A 15,094-nucleotide genomic window follows, 5' to 3' on the forward strand; every position below is an offset into this window, starting at 1 on the left:
AGTCCCGAGTCCCGAACCCCGAGTCCCGCAGCCGCCAAGATATTGATTCATGTTTCTGGATGCTGCTGTCCGCTCCATGCCCGTTAGGCTAACCCCATGAACGATCAAGACATCCAGGCCTACCGCCAGCGGCTGAGCTGCAACTTCGAGCGCATCGAGCATGTGTTCCCTGCCTGTATCAGTGAGGCTGCGCGGCTGTTGAGCGCGCAGGGCATCAAGGACTACCTGGACGGCGCCTCGCTGATCTGCATGATCGGCCGCGGCGTGGAGCCGGTGCTGGTCTATCTGGAGGAAATGCCCGAGGTGGCCGAGCGCCTGGGCGAGGCCAGCCTGTCGCTGGTCGCCCAGACGGTATGGAAGATCTCGCGCAGCCCCAACGGCAAATCCATCCCGCCCTTCCTGCAGAGCCTGGCCGCCGTGTCCCGCCGCCTGGCCAGCCTGGAGTTGCTGGAGCGCTACTGCGCCCTGGTGCTGGAATTCATGGAGCGCACCAGCAGCTCCATCCACGGCAACCAGTCCGCCACCATCGCCAGCCCCAGCCTGGGGGATCTGCTGGAGCGCATGCCCGCCTTGCTCGCCGAGCTGTCCTGCCAGGGCCTGCGCAACTGGATCGACTACGGCCTGGAGCACTATCTGCGCCACCCGGAGCGCCAGCGCGACTACTTCAGCCTGCAATCCGCCGACAGCCGCGCCGTATTACAGCGCGAGCGCCACGGCACCCTCTATGCCGATCACGAGCGCCAGCTGGATCTCTATCTGCAGGCGCTGTGGGGCCGCCATGAGCTGTTCGTGCCCTTCTCCAACGCCTTTGACCAGCTGCGCAAGCCGGTGGCCTATTTTGATGATCGCGGCATCCGCGTGCCCGATGTCTATGACGACCGCGCAGGGGTGCGCGGCATCGACCGCTACCGCGCCCTGCTGGCCCATGTCGCCGCCCACAAGCGCTGGAGCCGCCCGCTGATCGCCGACAACTTCAGCCCGTTTCAACGTCTGGCCATCGAGGTGTTCGAGGACTGCCGGGTGGAGCGCCTGGCGCTGCGCCGCTATCCCGGCCTGCGCCGCCTGTGGCTGGCCCTGCACCCGCGCCCGCATGAGCAGGCCTGTGACCCGCAGCGCGAGTCCTGCATCCGTCACCGCCTGACCATGTTCTCCTTCGCCGCGCTGCAACCGGCGCACGGCTACAGCAACCCGGTGCTGCTGGAGTTTCTCGGCCAATTTGAGCAACTGCTGGCGCAGCCGGGGCAAAACAGCCAGCAGATGGCCGATCTGGCCATCAGCTACATCGCCCGGACCCGCAGTCAGGCCGACCTGTCCGCCCGGGTGCACTTCACCGATACCGAGGTGGACTACCGCGACGACAACCGCCACCTGTGGCGCTACATCGAAAACGGCGATGAGGAAGAGCTGTACGAAGAGGAACGGCGCCCGCAGCAAGAGGAAGACAGCAACCGCCTGCCGCCGCGCCACTATCCGGAATGGGACTACCGGGCGCGCACCTACCGCCCCGACTGGGTCAGCCTGTACGAGGCCCTGCACCCCGGCGGTCAGGCCGAGCGCATCGACGCCCTGCTCAACAAACACCAGGCCCTGGCCAAGCAGCTCAAGCGCCTGCTCGACCTGCTCAAGCCGCAGCAGTATGTGCGCCTGCGCTATCAGGAAGACGGTGCCGAGCTGGATCTGGACCTGGCCATCCGCTCCCTGATCGATCTCAAGGGCGGTGCCCAGCCCGATCCGCGCATCAACATGAGCCAGCGCCACGATGGCCGCGATATCGCCGTGCTGCTGCTGCTGGATCTGTCCCAATCCCTCAACCAGGTACCGCCGGGGGCCAGCCAGAGCATCCTGGAGCTGGCGCAGGAGGCGGTGGCCCTACTGGCCTGGGCCATAGAGCACCTGGGGGATGAATTTGCCATTGCCGGCTTCAACTCCGACAGCCGCCACGAGGTGCGTTACCAGCACATCAAGGGCTACAGCGAGCACTGGGATGAGCAGGTCAAGGGCCGGCTGGGTGCCATCCAGGCCGGCTTCTCCACCCGCATGGGCGCGGCCATGCGCCACGCCGGCCGTGCCCTGGCCAAGCGTCAGGCGGACAAACGGCTGATGCTGATTCTCACCGACGGCGAGCCCCATGACATCGACGAGGCCGATCCACGCCTGCTGATCGAAGACGCCCACCAGGCGGTGCGCGAGCTGGGCCGCGACGGCATCGCCTGCTTCTGCGTCAACCTCGACCCCCAGGCCGATGCCTATGTGGCGGACATCTTCGGCAAGCACTACACCGTTATCGACCGGGTAGAAAAGCTGCCCCAGCGCTTGCCGGAGTTGTTTTTGTCCCTGACCAAGTAGATGGCTACCTGGCCCCATCCCCCGAGGCCTTGATCAGCAGGCGATCCAGCAGCGCCGTGGGCAGCAGGCGCTTGAGCAGAGCGAACAGATAGGTGGGAAAGGTCACCGGGTAGCGCGCCTTGGGGCGCGGGCTTTCCAGGGCGTGAATCAGCCGCTTGAGCACCGCCTCCGGCGGCAGGGTAAAGGGCGCGGCCGGGCCTTGTAGGGTCAGGCGTCGTTCCATGGCCGCATATTGCTCGCGGTGGCGGCTGTGGGCCGGGTCTATGTTGCGCTGGAAGCTGCGGTAGGCATTCTCGCGGAAGCGGCTGAGGATGGGGCCGGGCTGGATCAGGCTGACGTGCACCCCAGTACCGCGCAGCTCCAGGCGCAGGGTGTCGGTCAGGCCCTCCAGGGCGTATTTGGAGCAGTTGTAGGCGCCCCGGTAGGGCATGGCGACAAAGCCGAGCACAGAGCTGTTGTGCACCAGGCGGCCGCGTCCGGCGGCGAGCATGGGCCCAAGCGCCAAGCAGCTCAGTTCATGCCAGCCGAGCAGGTTGGTCTCCAGCTGCTGGCGCAGGGTATCGCGGCTGAGGTCTTCCACCGCGCCGGGCTGGCCGTAGGCGCCGTTGTTGAACAGGGCGTAGAGCTGGCCATGGGTCGCCGCCATGACCTGCGCGAAGGCCTGCTGGATGCTCTGGCTAGAGGCCAGATCCAGCTGCAGGGCCTCTAGACCCAGTTGCCGCAGCCGTTCCACATCCTCAGCGCGGCGCGCGCTGGCGAACACCCGGTAGCCGCGCTGCTGCAAGCCCAGGGCGCAGCACAGGCCGATGCCGCTGGAGCAGCCGGTGATGAGGACGCTGGCGCCGTCCTCAGCGTTTGAGCTTGGCAAAGGCATTGGCCATGGCGGTAGGCTGGGCCGGCTTGGCAGGTAGCTGGGCGGGCTTTTGCGGCGCCCCACGCCGAGCCGGTCTGCTGCGCTTATCGCTGGCGCCTGCCTGTGCTTCCTGATCCCGCGGGTCATCGTTGAGGCGCATGGACAGGCCGATACGCTTGCGCGGAATATCCAGCGCCATCACCTTGACCTTGACCACATCACCGGCCTTGACCACCTGATGGGGGTCCTTGACGAACTTGTCCGACAGCGCGGAGATATGCACCAGGCCATCCTGATGCACGCCGACATCGACGAAGGCACCGAAGTTGGCGACATTGGTCACCACCCCTTCCAGGATCATGCCCAGCTGCAGGTCGCTGATCTGCTCCACCCCTTCCTTGAACTCGGCGGTCTTGAACTCGGGGCGGGGGTCGCGACCGGGCTTTTCCAGCTCCTTGAGGATGTCGCGCACCGTCGGCTCGCCGAAGCGCTCATCCACATAATCATTGGCCGCCAGGCGCGAGATCAGGCCGGTGTTGCCGATCAGCTCGCCGATGGGCTTGCCGGTCTGCTGCAGGATGCGCTGCACCAGCGGGTAGGCCTCAGGATGCACCGCTGAGGCATCCAGTGGGTTGCTGCCGTTCATCACGCGCAGAAAGCCGGCGCACTGCTCGAAGGTCTTGGGGCCGAGGCGCGGCACCTGCTTGAGCTGCTCGCGGCCGGCAAAGGTGCCGTGCTGATCGCGGTGGGCGACGATCTGTGCGGCCAGATTGGCCGACAGACCGGCCACCCGCGCCAGCAGGGGTGCCGAGGCGGTATTCAGATCGACACCGACGGCGTTGACGCAGTCCTCCACCACCGCATCCAGGGTGCGGGCCAGGCGGGTCTGCGACAGGTCGTGCTGATACTGGCCGACGCCGATGGACTTGGGATCGATCTTCACCAGCTCCGCCAGGGGGTCCTGCAGGCGGCGGGCGATGGACACCGCGCCGCGCAGGGACACATCCAGCTCGGGGAACTCCCGCGCCGCCAGCTCTGAGGCGGAATAGACCGAGGCCCCGGCCTCGCTGACCATGATCTTCTGCAGGCGCAGCTGCGGCAACTGCTTCACCAGCTCGGCGGCGAGCTGATCGGTCTCACGCGAGGCGGTGCCGTTGCCGATGGCGATCAGCTGTACGCCGTGGCGCTGACAGAGCGCGCCGAGCACCGCCAGGGACTGATCCCACTGCCGCTGCGGCACATGGGGATAGACGGTGGCGGCGTCCAGCAGCTTACCAGTGGCATCCACCACCGCCACCTTGACCCCAGTGCGCAGGCCGGGGTCCAGCCCCAGGGTGGCGCGGGGTCCGGCCGGGGCGGCCAGCAGCAAGTCCTGCAGGTTGCGCGCAAACACGCGGATCGCTTCTTCCTCCGCCACCTCGCGCAGGCTGCCGAACAGGTCGGTCTCCAGGTGAAAGGCCAGCTTGACGCGCCAAGTCCAGCGCACCGTCTCCTTGAGCCAGGCATCCGCCGGGCGCTGTTGATCGCTGATGCCAAAGTGGGCGGCGATGCGCCGCTCGCAGCGGCCCAGCTCGTTATGGCCCAGGCCTTCATCATCGGCCAGCGCCAGGTTCAGATTCAGCACCCCCTCCTTGCGCCCGCGAAACAGCGCCAGGGCGCGGTGCGAGGGCGCCTTGGCCAGGGGCTCGCTGTAATCGAAATAATCGGCAAACTTGGCCCCCTCCGTCTCCTTACCCGCCACCAGTTGGGCGCGCAGCTGGCTCTCCTGCTGCAACAGCTGGCGCAGATCGCCCAACAGCTCGGCATCCTCGGCAAAGTGCTCCATCAGAATCTGCCGCGCGCCATCGAGCGCCGCTGCGGCATCGGCCACGCCCTTGTCGGCATCCACAAAGGCCGCCGCCCGCAGCGCCGGGTCTTGAGTGGGATCATCCAGCAAGCTCAGGGCCAGGGGCTCCAGCCCGGCCTCGCGGGCAATCGCCGCCTTGGTGCGGCGCTTCTGCTTGTAGGGCAGATAGAGGTCTTCCAGGCGCACCTTGGACTCCGCCGCCTGGATGGCGCTGGCCAGCTCCGGGGTCAGCTTGCCCTGCTCCTCAATGGACTTAAGCACGCTGACGCGTCGCTCCTCCAGCTCGGTGAGATAGCCCAGACGTTCTTCCAGGTGGCGCAGCTGGGTATCGTCCAGACCGCCATGCACCTCCTTGCGGTAACGGGCAATGAAGGGGATGGTCGCCCCCTCGGCCAGCAGCTGCATCACCGCCTCCACCTGGGCAGGACGACAGCTGAGTTCTTCGGCAATACGCACGGGGATGGGGGCAAGGCTCATGGGCGTTCCAGAATAGGGTCACCAGAATAGGGTCAGGTCTAGAATCATAGCTTTTTTTCGTCTTTGGAGGTAAGAGCAGAGCCTGAATTCTGAAATCTAGACCTGACCCCCTTTTCGGGGTGTCTATCAGGCCGCCAGTGCCTTGACCCAATGCTCCATGGCCTCGTTGGCCACAGGCATGGGGGCCTCCAGGAAAGAGATGACAAAGCGATCGGCGTACTCGGCAACGCCAATGGAGCGTGGCCGCACCGAGAGCATTTCCGGTTTGGGTAGCTTGGTGCCGAAGCAGAAAACGATATTCTTGGCCGCCACCAGACCGGGGGCCAATTCACCTTCTGGCAGGGCCTTGGTGTGGGCGTAGTGATCAAACTCGGCGATATAGGCGGCCACTGGGTGCTTGTCGATGGCGTCCTTGAGGTAGGCCAGTATGGCGTCGGTGTCGGCATAAGGGGTCTCGCCCTTGGCCAGTTCCAGCACATAAACGGGGTATTTTTCTTGCAGTAACTGCTGTTTCATCGAGCACTCCAGGGTCGGGAAGGAAAGCGCTCTAGCTTAGTCGCAGAGGGGGCTGGTGGCATTGAATTCAATCAATCACACAAGAGCAGAATAGGGTCAGGTCTAGAGAGCAGAATAGGGTCAGGTCTAGAATCATAGCTTTTTTCGTCTTTGGAGGTAAGAACAGAGCCTGAATTCTAAAATCTAGACCTGACCCCTTTTCTGTTTTAGACCTGACCCCTTTTCTGTTTCGGGTTCAGTATTTGCTCCAGGCGGCCATGGCCTTGGCGGTGGCATCGGCCCAGAGGCCGCGGTTTTCCACCTTGGCCTGCAGCGTGCTTGCCCTGTGCGGGGAGGGGGTATCGGCCGGCTTGGTGGGTACCGCATAGCCCTCGGCCACCAGGGTGGCGGCCAGGGAGCGGCCCTGGGCATCGAATACCTCGCCGTTGATGCGGCCGTAGCGGTCGCGCAGGTCGGGGTCGAAACGCGCCTGGAAGGGACCAAGGCTGGCGATGAGCTGCTTCAGCCGCGCCGTGCTGGCCTGGCCCAGCGCGAGCAGGCTGTTGCGATCCAGCCCGGTGGTCTGCAGGTCGAGCAGCAGCTTGGGGTTGTTGCTGTCCTCGGGGGCGTCTATGTCCAGCAGCTGCAGGCGTATCTCCTTGCCGTTGAAGGGGATGAGGACGGTATCGCCGTCCTCAACGGCAAGCGTATCCAGGTCGATCTGCATTTCAGCGGCCAGCGCCAGCGGGGCCTGCAGCCATAGCAGGCTAGAGATCAGTAGAATGGATTTGGTCATCTTGTTCTCACTTCAGTTCAAGAAGAAACTGGGGCCAAGTCTAGAATAGAGGCCTTTAATCGGCTAAGCAACGAAAATGAGTTGGGTCTAGGAGCCTGTCGGATTTAGGATGCTCCTACTGCGCCGGTGGGAAGAACGGCCCAGAATGGTTTTAAACATTGGCCTTGATTTTTCGTTGCGTAGGTGTCGGTCCCGCCCTGTATCTGCTGGCGAGCCTTGGCCTTGGCTTCGCGGGCGTCAGCCAGAGATACCTCCGGGTACTTGCCCAGCGCCAGCAGCTTCTCCAGGCTTCAGCCGCCAAAGTCTTGAGCCGTTGGGCATGACATGCAGGAACAGCCCTTCACCGTCCGCCAGCTTGTAAGCCTTCTCGGCGGGCTTGGCGTTCTTCACTTGTTGCGCAGTCAGTTTCACCTTCTCACCTCCTGGGGGTATCGCTTTTGAGGTCAGAATCCACCAGCCCAGCAATGACACGCACTTGGCGGCCATGAGAAGGGGTCTTGTCCGTGCTGCAACCTGCACTCTGGTAAGAGTTTTTTTGCCGCATCCAAATTCAGGAGCAATCAGGCTGTATTTTCAGCTGGTGGCATTCCGCAGAGAGGTCATTCCCCCCTGATTGGGGGTAGATTTTTTACCCCCTGGAAAATCCCCCCAAATCTACCCCCACTTTTGCGGGTACCCCTGGGGGTTCCTGGGAATAAATGATAGATCACGGAGATAAAAAACCAGCTTTTCGCTTGGTTAGGGGGGTTGGTGGGAGTGTCTAGGAGGGGTGTTTGGAGGCTCAGGCCGGAATCGAACCGACGTACACGGATTTGCAATCCGCTGCATAGCCACTCTGCCACTGAGCCGAACGGGATTGCGCATTATAGCGATCCTTTGGCGGGGGTCAAATCAACAAGCGGGAGGCCGGTCTGCTGGAGAAGCTGCGTATCGAGTTCACCAAGTCACGTTCGCGGCACTCCAACGACAACGCTTTGGCGGATGGAAAAAACGGTGCCGTGGTCAGAAAGCTGTTCGGTTACAGCCACATACCACAACAGAACAAAATAGGGGACGTACCCCTATTGCCCTTACTTTTTTTGGGGCGCAAGCCCACCTTATGGAGCGCAGCGACACCGCGAAGCAAGGCGAGCGGCCTGGGGGTTTGGGGGCATGCCCCCAAGTAGAAACAGCCGCGCAGCACCTTAGCGGGATGGGATGGGATGAACAACCGGCTTTGCCCAGTCAGGGAAGGCTGGGCAGAACCCACCGACCCGACTCCCCGAGCAGGGATGCTGGGGGATTAAAACAGCCCTGGTGAGCCCAAGCCCGGACGGCACCGGGCTGGCCAGCACCCCGCCAAAGCCCCCGAGCAACGATCATGGGGCAAGGCGGCCACCCCAGAAGATAAAAGTCGCCTTGCCCCTGATCGTTCCCTCCCCCCAACCCCTTCCCGGAGGGAGGCGACTGCAGGGATGCAGGAGGTAGAATAGCGTCAGGAACAGCTGTCGAGGGAGCAAACGAGCGCTTCGCGAGTTTCACAGTAAGGATGCTGGGGGATCAAACAGCCGGACGGGGCTCCGCCTCGGGGGTCTGGGGCTCTTCCCAGGGCAGAACAACTCGGGGGCCGCTATCAGCGCCAGCGCGGGGCACAGGCCCCACCAACACCTCAGCACCAATCCGGCGGGCCGTGGAGCCGCCCCACCCCAGTGCAGGTTGCCGCAGCTTCCGGCACGGTGCTGATCCCTGCGCCGGCCTGATCATCCCCTATCCTGCAGCGGCTGATGGCTCGGCATCGGGTCCGGCATCTGTCTCAGGAGCGGGAATCGCGAATGCTGTCGCCGCGCTGGTCGATCCCGCCGCCGCAATCGCTGCCAGTCGGGTTCGACCTCCAGGCGGGCGCAACGGTGCATCGGTGCATAGCGACGGGCCATCACCAGCAGTCCGCCCACAGATGGGACCCGGAAGCGCAGCACCGATTCCAGACTCCCCCTCCTTCGCCAGAAAATCCGTAAATCACACCCCCACTCATAACGCGAGGGTTTCTGTCATTAGGGGCGCACTTGGGGTACGTCCCCATTATTCAATTTGAATTGATATGATGCCTGTGCTACAGATGCAGTATCGATCGGATAATTAACCTACCAAGGGGCTTTCCATGCTGGCAGTGACCGTTTCTCCCAAATTTCAGGTTGTGATTCCACAGGCGGTTCGAGAGCAGTTGCACATCGAAGCAGGGCAGAAACTGCAAGTACTGGCGTATGAGCATCGAATTGAGTTTTTACCTGTTGAAAGTCCGCAGACTCTGCGAGGCTTTCTGCCGGGAATAGCCACTGATGTGCCCAGTTTGCGTGACCTGCAGGCAGAGCAGCGGCGTCTGGAGCAGGCTGGCAAGCCCGTGAAGGCCTTCAAGACCTACCCCTTGGGCTATGTGCACATCGATCTCAAGTACTTGCCCCGCATGGCAGATGAGACCAGGCGATGTTACCTGTATGTGGCAATCGAGCGCTCCACGCGCTGGGTACACATGGAGATCCATGGCGACAAGAGTGCCGAAACGGCCAGTCGGTTTTTGCAGAATGCCATCGACAAAGCCCCGTTTCACATCAAAACCATCTTGACCGATAACGGTAAGGAATTCACTGATCGTTTCGTGGCCAATGGAGAGCGAGAACCCACCGGCTCACACCTGTTTGATCAGGTGTGTACCCAGCAGTCGATCGAGCATCGCCTAATCAAGCCGAGGCACCCACAAACCAATGGCATGGTAGAGCGTTTTAACGGGCGTATCAGCGAGATACTGGCCACTCACCACTACGACTCCAGGCGCAGCCTAGCAGAGGCCCTAGAGCACTACCTGATGGTCTATAATTACCACATCCCTCAGAAGGCACTGGGGCACAAAACGCCTGTGCAAGCATTGAAGGAGTGGCAGAAAAAGGCACCGGAACTGTTTAATAAAAGCACTGATGATCAGCCGGGACTCGACAGTTGACCAGTTGCGCCACCTCAACCCCCTTGGAGCGGGCGTGTTCCTGTAGATAGCGCTCCACGTCCTCATCGAGGTAGACCGGCAAATGGTGGCGGGCTTTCGGGCGGAAGAACTTGCCGCGCTCACCCTGGGAAAAATCGGTGTCGGCTTTCAGGGACGCTGGTCGCACGGAGAGCACAATCAGCCCTCGCGGATCGCGCTCAGCTCGTCGTGGATCACCTGGCGGATGGCCTCCAGCGTTGGCGGCGCATCCTGCTGCAGGTATTCACGCAGCGCCCGGTTGATTTCTGTCTGGTAGCCGCTGCCGCTTGCTTCCGCCTTGGCGCGAAAGGCGTCCAGTATCTCGTCGTCTAACATGATGGTGATGCGGGATTTCCCTGTGCTTTTGGCTACAGCTCCGCGCGTTCCCATGGAGAAATCGTATCGGTCTTTCATTGGGTCACCCTTCGTAGGCTTTACGTTCGCTCGGATCGGCCCTGCGGGCCGAGATGATGCGGATGCAGTCCGTCCCGCATTCCGTCCAGCACACCACCAGCAACCGTGAGAAGCTATCCATGCCGAGGGTTACTTGGCGAAACTCATCCTGGTCGCGGTCTTCGATGGTGATGGCCATCGGGTCATAGAACACGCCTTCGCAATCGGCGGAGCTGATCTTGTGCTTGCGGATGTTGGCGGTGTTCTTGGCGATGTCATACTGAATCTCCATGCCTCGATTATGTGCATTAAATACATATATCGCAAGCTAGCCTGAAGCGGTGCGCGCGTTGTCTGGCTACCCCCACCTGGGGCAGCCCCGCCAACCATCACACCGCCGCATACAGCTCGCCTTCCAGCTTGCGGGCCTGGCCTATGGCTACCAGTGTTTCGAGGATTTCGGCGATGCGCTTGAGCTGGGCGCGTTTGAAGGTGCGGGCCAGTTGGTCGGCGCTGGCGGGGTCTGGGTGTTGGTCGAGGGCGGTGCGCAGGGCTTGGACCTGTTCGGGCAGGGTTTTGGGCCAGTCCAGTTTGCTGGTTTCGCTGGCGGCTGCGGCGGGGTTGTCGAGCTCGGCGGCCTGTTGGCTGGCGGTTTGGCCCTGGGGGTTTTGGTAGTCGGGGCGCAGCCAGCGGATGAGGCCGCGCTGTTCCTCCAAGGCGCGCTGGGCGTTGAGGTCCACCAGGCTTTGCAGCAGTTCTTCTTCGGCCTCAGCCTGGTCGTCGGGCTTGTCCGGCCAGGGGGTGGTGGCACCGGGGCTGACGTGGTGCCGGGTATTACTGCCGGTGATAGCTCAATTATGCCCAAGCAAAGCCGGAGTGCAAACCGGGCTATTGCCGATACGCCCATGGCCGCTGCCAATCCCCCGCCTGCCGCCATACCCCCAGCCCCTGCCGCTTGACCTCTTGCTCGGCCTGCCGGTAACCGGACTCCGGGCAATAACGCCGATACACCGCCGCCTGGCCCTGTTCGACCATCTGCCGGTTGATGTTGTGGCCGCTGGCCGGGTCGATGAGTTCGGCGACGGTGCGGCCGTAGCGGTCGCGGTCGAGAAATAATAGGGGACGTACCCCGTTTAGCACAAGGGGCCAATCGGACTACATCTTTCGGTTGGCGGGTTAGGCGCTTGCATGCCCATCGCCGATTCGGTGCCATGCCTCCTTGAAAGGGTGCCAGTACCAGTTGGCCGCGTCTACAAATCATTCCACACCTCGTCCTCGAGATTGTTCCAAACGGACGCCAGGGATTCCTGCTGGGCATTGATCAAGTCGACCCACGCGGTCCGGTCGTTTTTTTTGCTTGAGATAGCCAATGAAGTCCAGGACCTCGCGGATCTGCGGTTCCGCCAGGGTGTCGATCTGTTCAATCGCCAGTTCTTTGATGGTCATGGCATTCGGCTCCTGGGCGCGGCAGGCAGTCACCCTCACGCAGCCTTGCTTTTATGCTCCGCCTCCCAACCGATGCAGGCTAGGGCGATGTAGCGGGGCACCGGGCGAGCGCCAGTGCCAAAGCTGCTGATGGTGCGCGGGGTGAGCCCTAGGGCACCGGCGGCTTGGGCCAGGCTGAGGTGGTTGCGTGCACGCCATTGGGCGAAGATGCGGGCGTTTTCGTCCGGGGCGTTTTGCGCTTGGGCGTCCAGCCAGAGGGTGTCTGCGCCGATCTGGATGTCGACGCTGGGCCAGACCACGGCCCAGCCTTCACCTTCGATCAGGCTAGCCTCGGCAAAGACCTTGGGGTGCTGCAACGGTGCCAGACCGGGGGATTGCGCCCAGAGCGGTGCAAAGTCCAGTTCCTGCACGCTGTCGTCTATAAAGGTGAGGCGCAGGCGATGGGTCGGCAAGGCTTGCACGGCCTTGAGGCGGGGGCGTTTCATGGGTGCCATTGGTTCCAGTCCTCCATCAGTTGCTGCCGGTGCTGTTTGATCCAGTCCAGGACTTCCTGGCGCAGTCCTTTGGGCCAACGGCCCTCGCTCTGCAAGCTGTCCAGGTAGATGATGACGTCGAACTCGCCGCCGACCAGGTGGACATGGGCGGGGCCATGATCCCGCTCGCGCAACTCCAGCCGGTACTTTGTGCGGAAGCGCTGCTTGCTCGTCATGGCTTTAAGTATATAGAAATTTTTTCTATAAAAAAGGCATCAGTCCGTCATGGATGCCGATACCCCAAGGCCGCTGGCCGGGTCGATGAGTTCGGCGACGGTACGGCCCTAGGAGCCTGTCGGGTTTAGGTGCCCGTAGCGAGCAAGGTGGGAGAACGAGAACAAATTTTCACGATTTTGAGGCGCTGAGTTGGCCTACGCAACGAAAAATCGGGGCCGATGTTTAAAACAATTCTGGGCCGTTCTTCCCACCGGCGCAGTAGGAGCATCCTAAATCCGACAGGCTCCTAGTGGTCGCGGTCGTGCGCGATCAGTTTGAACCGGCGCGGGGTGATGGCGCGCAGGTGGTCGCCGTCGAGCGAACAATAGGGAACGCCCCCCAATTGCCGCTCTACCTTGCCAAGCAAAGCCCTCGGTGTTGTCGCACCGGGGGTTTTGTTTTTCTACGTCAAACCAAACAACCTTCTCACCTCCCCTTGCCCACGTCCCAGCGAGCGACTGAACAGGCGGTAGTTGTGTTTCTTGTGCTGTATCCGCCCGACGATGATGGCAGAGTGAATGTTGCGGCTGCGGGCCAGTTTCAGCACGGCCTTGGGGTCAAGCCGTTGCCAGGCGGGGCTGGCCTCCAGCAGCGCATCGGGCAGGAGGGCATTGAGGGCGAGCTGGTCGGCCTCGCGCTCTTGGGTGTCATCGGATTCACTGTCCAGGTCATCGACAAACAGGTCTTTGCTGTCGTGCAGGTGCAGTGCCACATGGGCCAGTTCGTGCAGCAGGACGAACCAGAAGTTGTCGATTCGGTCGTGCCTCAGGGTCATGCCGATGACGGGCTGGCCGTTGCCCAGCAGTAGCGCGGCGCCGTCCAGGTAGGTTTTGGGCAGATGGGGTTCAATGATGAGGTGGATGCCGTAGCGCGCCAGATGCTCTTGGGCCAGCAGAGGGCCGTTGTCGAAGCTGCTGAGCTCGGCCAGGCGTGCCATGAATTGGCTTTGATCATTGATAGCGCCTTGGCGATAGGCGCCAACCGACTGCTGTTTAGCGCGTTCGGCCACGCGGCCGCACCAGGCCTTGAGTGCGTAGGGGTCGAGGTCACGCTTGCTGCGCTTGTGCGCTTCCGGCTGATTGTTGCTGTGGCGAAACCGTGCCACCAGGGCGGGTTCATCCACACGCCTGAAAAAGCCGGTCACCAGTTCCTCGGCGTAGTCCTTGAGTTCGGCCGGGGCGAGGTTATTGGCGGTGAAGTAGCCATTGGCCTGCATCGGCTTGATGGGGTATTTGCTGTAATCCTCTTCGCTTTCCAGGGGCAGGGCCTGACCGGGCTCTTGCAGCAGCACCTCAGCCGGTATGCCCAGCTCTGCATGGAGCTTGCGGATCATGGACAGGCTCAGCGGCCGTTTGCGATTGAGCACTTCCGAGACCTTGGACTTGGAGCCGATCAGGGGTACCAGGTCGTTGTTGATCAGGCCTTGCTGGTCCATGCGAAAGAGGATGGCGTCCACCGGGTCGGGCGCATCCATGGGGAAGTGCTGGTCCTCGTACTGTTCCAGCAGCAGGCCGAGCAATTCCAGTTGATCGGCCTCGGGGCTGCCCGGCGCTGGATCAAGTTCCATGAGTTCGGCCAGCGCCGCCATGCCGGCCTGGTAGTCGTTTTCGGATTTGATGACGCGAAGCTGCATGACGCTTACCCCTTAGAATGTCTTTTTGCTGTATTCCGCATGGGTGCCAACCCATTCTATTCGCAGAATACCCGCTTGATAGGCCGCTTTGACGACCAGCCGGTAATGGTTGCCCTTGATGTTGAAGATCACCCGGTTGTCGGAGAGGAAATCCGCACTGGGGAAACGACGCTTGATGTCGTTCGGGCATTGCCAAGCGGAGGCCTTCTTTCTGGTCAGATCGAGGCCGATAGCCACCTTGGCGGTTTTCAGGGAGGATGGCTTGGTCTGGAATGGATGGTCTGGCTTCCACTCCCAGTCAGCGGTTTATGTGGAGGCCAAGCGAAAAGAATCGGAGCTGATATATCAAAGCTAGGGCGGACCCCCGACAGCGCCGCCGGGGTCCAATACAGCCTCAGGGCGCAAACAGGCGCTTATCCTCCCCTTATGGCTGCTGCAATCCAGTATAGAGGTCAGCTGCCGGGGTTTAAAAGCCTTATCGGAGCCTTGGCCTGACCCCTATTCCTCGCCCTCCCGCCAGCGTTTCAGCAGCACGTAGGTGGCCCCGGTGCCGCCGTCCCAGCGTGGGGCCGAGCTGTAGGCCATGACGCCTTGGTGCTGCGGCAGCCATTGGTTGACCTTCTGCTTTAGAATGGGCTGCTGTTGCGCCGAGCCCTTGCCCTTGCCGTGGATGATGCGTACCACGCGAAAGGCGCGCATGCGGCTTTGGTCGATGAACTGGCGCAGCAGGTGGCGGGCCTGTTCCACCCGGTAGCCGTGCAGGTCGAGGGTTTCCTCTGGCGGCAGATGACCGCGCTGCAGGGCCAGAAAGCGGCGCTGTTGCAGACCGGGCCGCATGAACAGCAGCTCGTCGTGGGTCTGGATGCTGCGGTCGGCGAACACCTCCGGGGCCTCGGGCTGCGGCGGTTGTTCGATGGGCTCGGGGCGCAGGCGTGGACGAAAGGGCTCGATGCGGTTGGCCTGCAGGGGGCGGGCATCGGCCATGGCCTGACGAAACAACTCGGCCTCCGCAGTGCCGTCGGCAGCGGTTTCGTTTATAGTGTCGCCTTTCTTTTTAGATGTGTTCAT

At 62.3% G+C, this 15,094-nt stretch carries 15 protein-coding genes, 1 tRNA gene and 2 pseudogenes; 2 read left to right on the plus strand and 16 right to left on the minus strand.

Going from position 1 to position 15,094, the window contains the following annotated elements; translation table 11 throughout:
- Nucleotides 1–96: 96 nt before the first annotated feature.
- Nucleotides 97–2,346: a VWA domain-containing protein gene (locus tag D5125_12275; GenBank protein QFY90197.1), complete on the plus strand. Its 2,250-nt coding sequence runs from the start codon at nucleotides 97–99 to the stop codon at nucleotides 2,344–2,346.
- Nucleotides 2,347–2,350: 4 nt separating this feature from the next.
- On the opposite strand, the gene D5125_12280 is transcribed toward D5125_12275, so the two are convergent.
- The 6 genes and pseudogenes from D5125_12280 to D5125_12305 all read right to left on the minus strand — a co-directional run bounded on the left by D5125_12280 (nucleotide 2,351) and on the right by D5125_12305 (nucleotide 7,661).
- Nucleotides 2,351–3,220, minus strand: coding sequence for an SDR family oxidoreductase (locus D5125_12280; protein ID QFY90198.1), 870 nt, complete (start codon nucleotides 3,218–3,220; stop codon nucleotides 2,351–2,353).
- Nucleotides 3,195–5,522 carry an RNA-binding transcriptional accessory protein gene (locus D5125_12285; protein QFY90199.1) on the minus strand — a complete coding sequence of 776 codons (2,328 nt, stop codon included), beginning with the start codon at nucleotides 5,520–5,522 and terminating at the stop codon, nucleotides 3,195–3,197. Before D5125_12285 ends, D5125_12280 begins: the two co-directional genes overlap by 26 nt.
- 126 nt (nucleotides 5,523–5,648) lie before the next feature.
- Nucleotides 5,649–6,038 carry a hypothetical protein gene (locus D5125_12290; GenBank protein ID QFY90200.1) on the minus strand — a complete coding sequence of 130 codons (390 nt, stop codon included), beginning with the start codon at nucleotides 6,036–6,038 and terminating at the stop codon, nucleotides 5,649–5,651.
- A 235-nt stretch (nucleotides 6,039–6,273) separates the two neighbouring features.
- Complete coding sequence (locus D5125_12295; protein QFY90201.1) at nucleotides 6,274–6,813, minus strand: thermonuclease family protein; 540 nt, start codon at nucleotides 6,811–6,813, stop codon at nucleotides 6,274–6,276.
- A 104-nt stretch (nucleotides 6,814–6,917) separates the two neighbouring features.
- Nucleotides 6,918–7,224, minus strand: a pseudogene (locus D5125_12300) (DUF4102 domain-containing protein).
- Between the two features lie 363 nt (nucleotides 7,225–7,587).
- A tRNA-Cys gene (locus D5125_12305) sits at nucleotides 7,588–7,661 on the minus strand.
- Between the two features lie 1,289 nt (nucleotides 7,662–8,950).
- On the opposite strand from D5125_12305, the gene D5125_12315 reads away from it, so the two are divergent.
- On the plus strand, nucleotides 8,951–9,787 hold the full coding sequence (locus D5125_12315; GenBank protein QFY90202.1) for a DDE-type integrase/transposase/recombinase: 837 nt from the start codon (nucleotides 8,951–8,953) through the stop codon (nucleotides 9,785–9,787).
- Between the two features lie 177 nt (nucleotides 9,788–9,964).
- On the opposite strand, the gene D5125_12325 is transcribed toward D5125_12315, so the two are convergent.
- The 10 genes and pseudogenes from D5125_12325 to D5125_12370 form a co-directional block, all read right to left on the minus strand.
- Nucleotides 9,965–10,219, minus strand: coding sequence for a BrnA antitoxin family protein (locus tag D5125_12325; GenBank protein QFY90203.1), 255 nt, complete (start codon nucleotides 10,217–10,219; stop codon nucleotides 9,965–9,967).
- A 4-nt stretch (nucleotides 10,220–10,223) separates the two neighbouring features.
- Nucleotides 10,224–10,490, minus strand: a complete 267-nt coding sequence (locus D5125_12330) for a BrnT family toxin (protein ID QFY90204.1) — start codon at nucleotides 10,488–10,490, stop codon at nucleotides 10,224–10,226.
- Nucleotides 10,491–10,587: 97 nt separating this feature from the next.
- Nucleotides 10,588–10,938 (minus strand): hypothetical protein, encoded by a 351-nt coding sequence (locus D5125_12335; protein QFY90205.1) that lies wholly within the window; start codon nucleotides 10,936–10,938, stop codon nucleotides 10,588–10,590.
- A gap of 148 nt (nucleotides 10,939–11,086) precedes the next feature.
- On the minus strand, nucleotides 11,087–11,338 hold the full coding sequence (locus D5125_12340) for a thermonuclease family protein (GenBank protein QFY90206.1): 252 nt from the start codon (nucleotides 11,336–11,338) through the stop codon (nucleotides 11,087–11,089).
- A gap of 110 nt (nucleotides 11,339–11,448) precedes the next feature.
- A pseudogene (locus D5125_12345) lies at nucleotides 11,449–11,644 on the minus strand (hypothetical protein).
- 35 nt (nucleotides 11,645–11,679) lie between these two features.
- Nucleotides 11,680–12,138: a DUF2442 domain-containing protein gene (locus D5125_12350; GenBank protein ID QFY90207.1), complete on the minus strand. Its 459-nt coding sequence runs from the start codon at nucleotides 12,136–12,138 to the stop codon at nucleotides 11,680–11,682.
- Complete coding sequence (locus D5125_12355; protein ID QFY90208.1) at nucleotides 12,126–12,353, minus strand: DUF4160 domain-containing protein; 228 nt, start codon at nucleotides 12,351–12,353, stop codon at nucleotides 12,126–12,128. The genes D5125_12350 and D5125_12355 overlap by 13 nt, the downstream gene beginning before the upstream one ends.
- 443 nt (nucleotides 12,354–12,796) lie before the next feature.
- Complete coding sequence (locus tag D5125_12360) at nucleotides 12,797–14,026, minus strand: ImmA/IrrE family metallo-endopeptidase (GenBank protein ID QFY90209.1); 1,230 nt, start codon at nucleotides 14,024–14,026, stop codon at nucleotides 12,797–12,799.
- 12 nt (nucleotides 14,027–14,038) lie between these two features.
- Nucleotides 14,039–14,278: a type II toxin-antitoxin system HigB family toxin gene (locus D5125_12365; GenBank protein QFY90210.1), complete on the minus strand. Its 240-nt coding sequence runs from the start codon at nucleotides 14,276–14,278 to the stop codon at nucleotides 14,039–14,041.
- Between the two features lie 246 nt (nucleotides 14,279–14,524).
- A complete protein-coding gene (locus D5125_12370) occupies nucleotides 14,525–15,094 on the minus strand; it encodes a Smr/MutS family protein (protein QFY90211.2) in 570 nt (189 codons plus the stop codon).

Origin of the sequence: gamma proteobacterium SS-5, from assembly GCA_009497875.2 — a bacterium.
GTDB lineage: Bacteria > Pseudomonadota > Gammaproteobacteria > Chromatiales > Chromatiaceae > Magnetovirga > Magnetovirga frankeli.

What these genes read in the sequence shown, in the direction of transcription:
- D5125_12350 (QFY90207.1), bottom strand. Translation starts at nt 12,138, where the DNA reads ATGGCACCCATGAAACGCCCCCGCCTCAAGGCCGTGCAAGCCTTGCCG.
- D5125_12315 (QFY90202.1), top strand. Translation starts at nt 8,951, where the DNA reads ATGCTGGCAGTGACCGTTTCTCCCAAATTTCAGGTTGTGATTCCACAG.
- D5125_12290 (QFY90200.1), bottom strand. Translation starts at nt 6,038, where the DNA reads ATGAAACAGCAGTTACTGCAAGAAAAATACCCCGTTTATGTGCTGGAA.
- D5125_12355 (QFY90208.1), bottom strand. Translation starts at nt 12,353, where the DNA reads ATGACGAGCAAGCAGCGCTTCCGCACAAAGTACCGGCTGGAGTTGCGC.
- D5125_12285 (QFY90199.1), bottom strand. Translation starts at nt 5,522, where the DNA reads ATGAGCCTTGCCCCCATCCCCGTGCGTATTGCCGAAGAACTCAGCTGT.
- D5125_12330 (QFY90204.1), bottom strand. Translation starts at nt 10,490, where the DNA reads ATGGAGATTCAGTATGACATCGCCAAGAACACCGCCAACATCCGCAAG.
- D5125_12295 (QFY90201.1), bottom strand. Translation starts at nt 6,813, where the DNA reads ATGACCAAATCCATTCTACTGATCTCTAGCCTGCTATGGCTGCAGGCC.
- D5125_12370 (QFY90211.2), bottom strand. Translation starts at nt 15,094, where the DNA reads ATGAACACATCTAAAAAGAAAGGCGACACTATAAACGAAACCGCTGCC.
- D5125_12275 (QFY90197.1), top strand. Translation starts at nt 97, where the DNA reads ATGAACGATCAAGACATCCAGGCCTACCGCCAGCGGCTGAGCTGCAAC.
- D5125_12360 (QFY90209.1), bottom strand. Translation starts at nt 14,026, where the DNA reads ATGCAGCTTCGCGTCATCAAATCCGAAAACGACTACCAGGCCGGCATG.
- D5125_12325 (QFY90203.1), bottom strand. Translation starts at nt 10,219, where the DNA reads ATGAAAGACCGATACGATTTCTCCATGGGAACGCGCGGAGCTGTAGCC.
- D5125_12280 (QFY90198.1), bottom strand. Translation starts at nt 3,220, where the DNA reads ATGCCTTTGCCAAGCTCAAACGCTGAGGACGGCGCCAGCGTCCTCATC.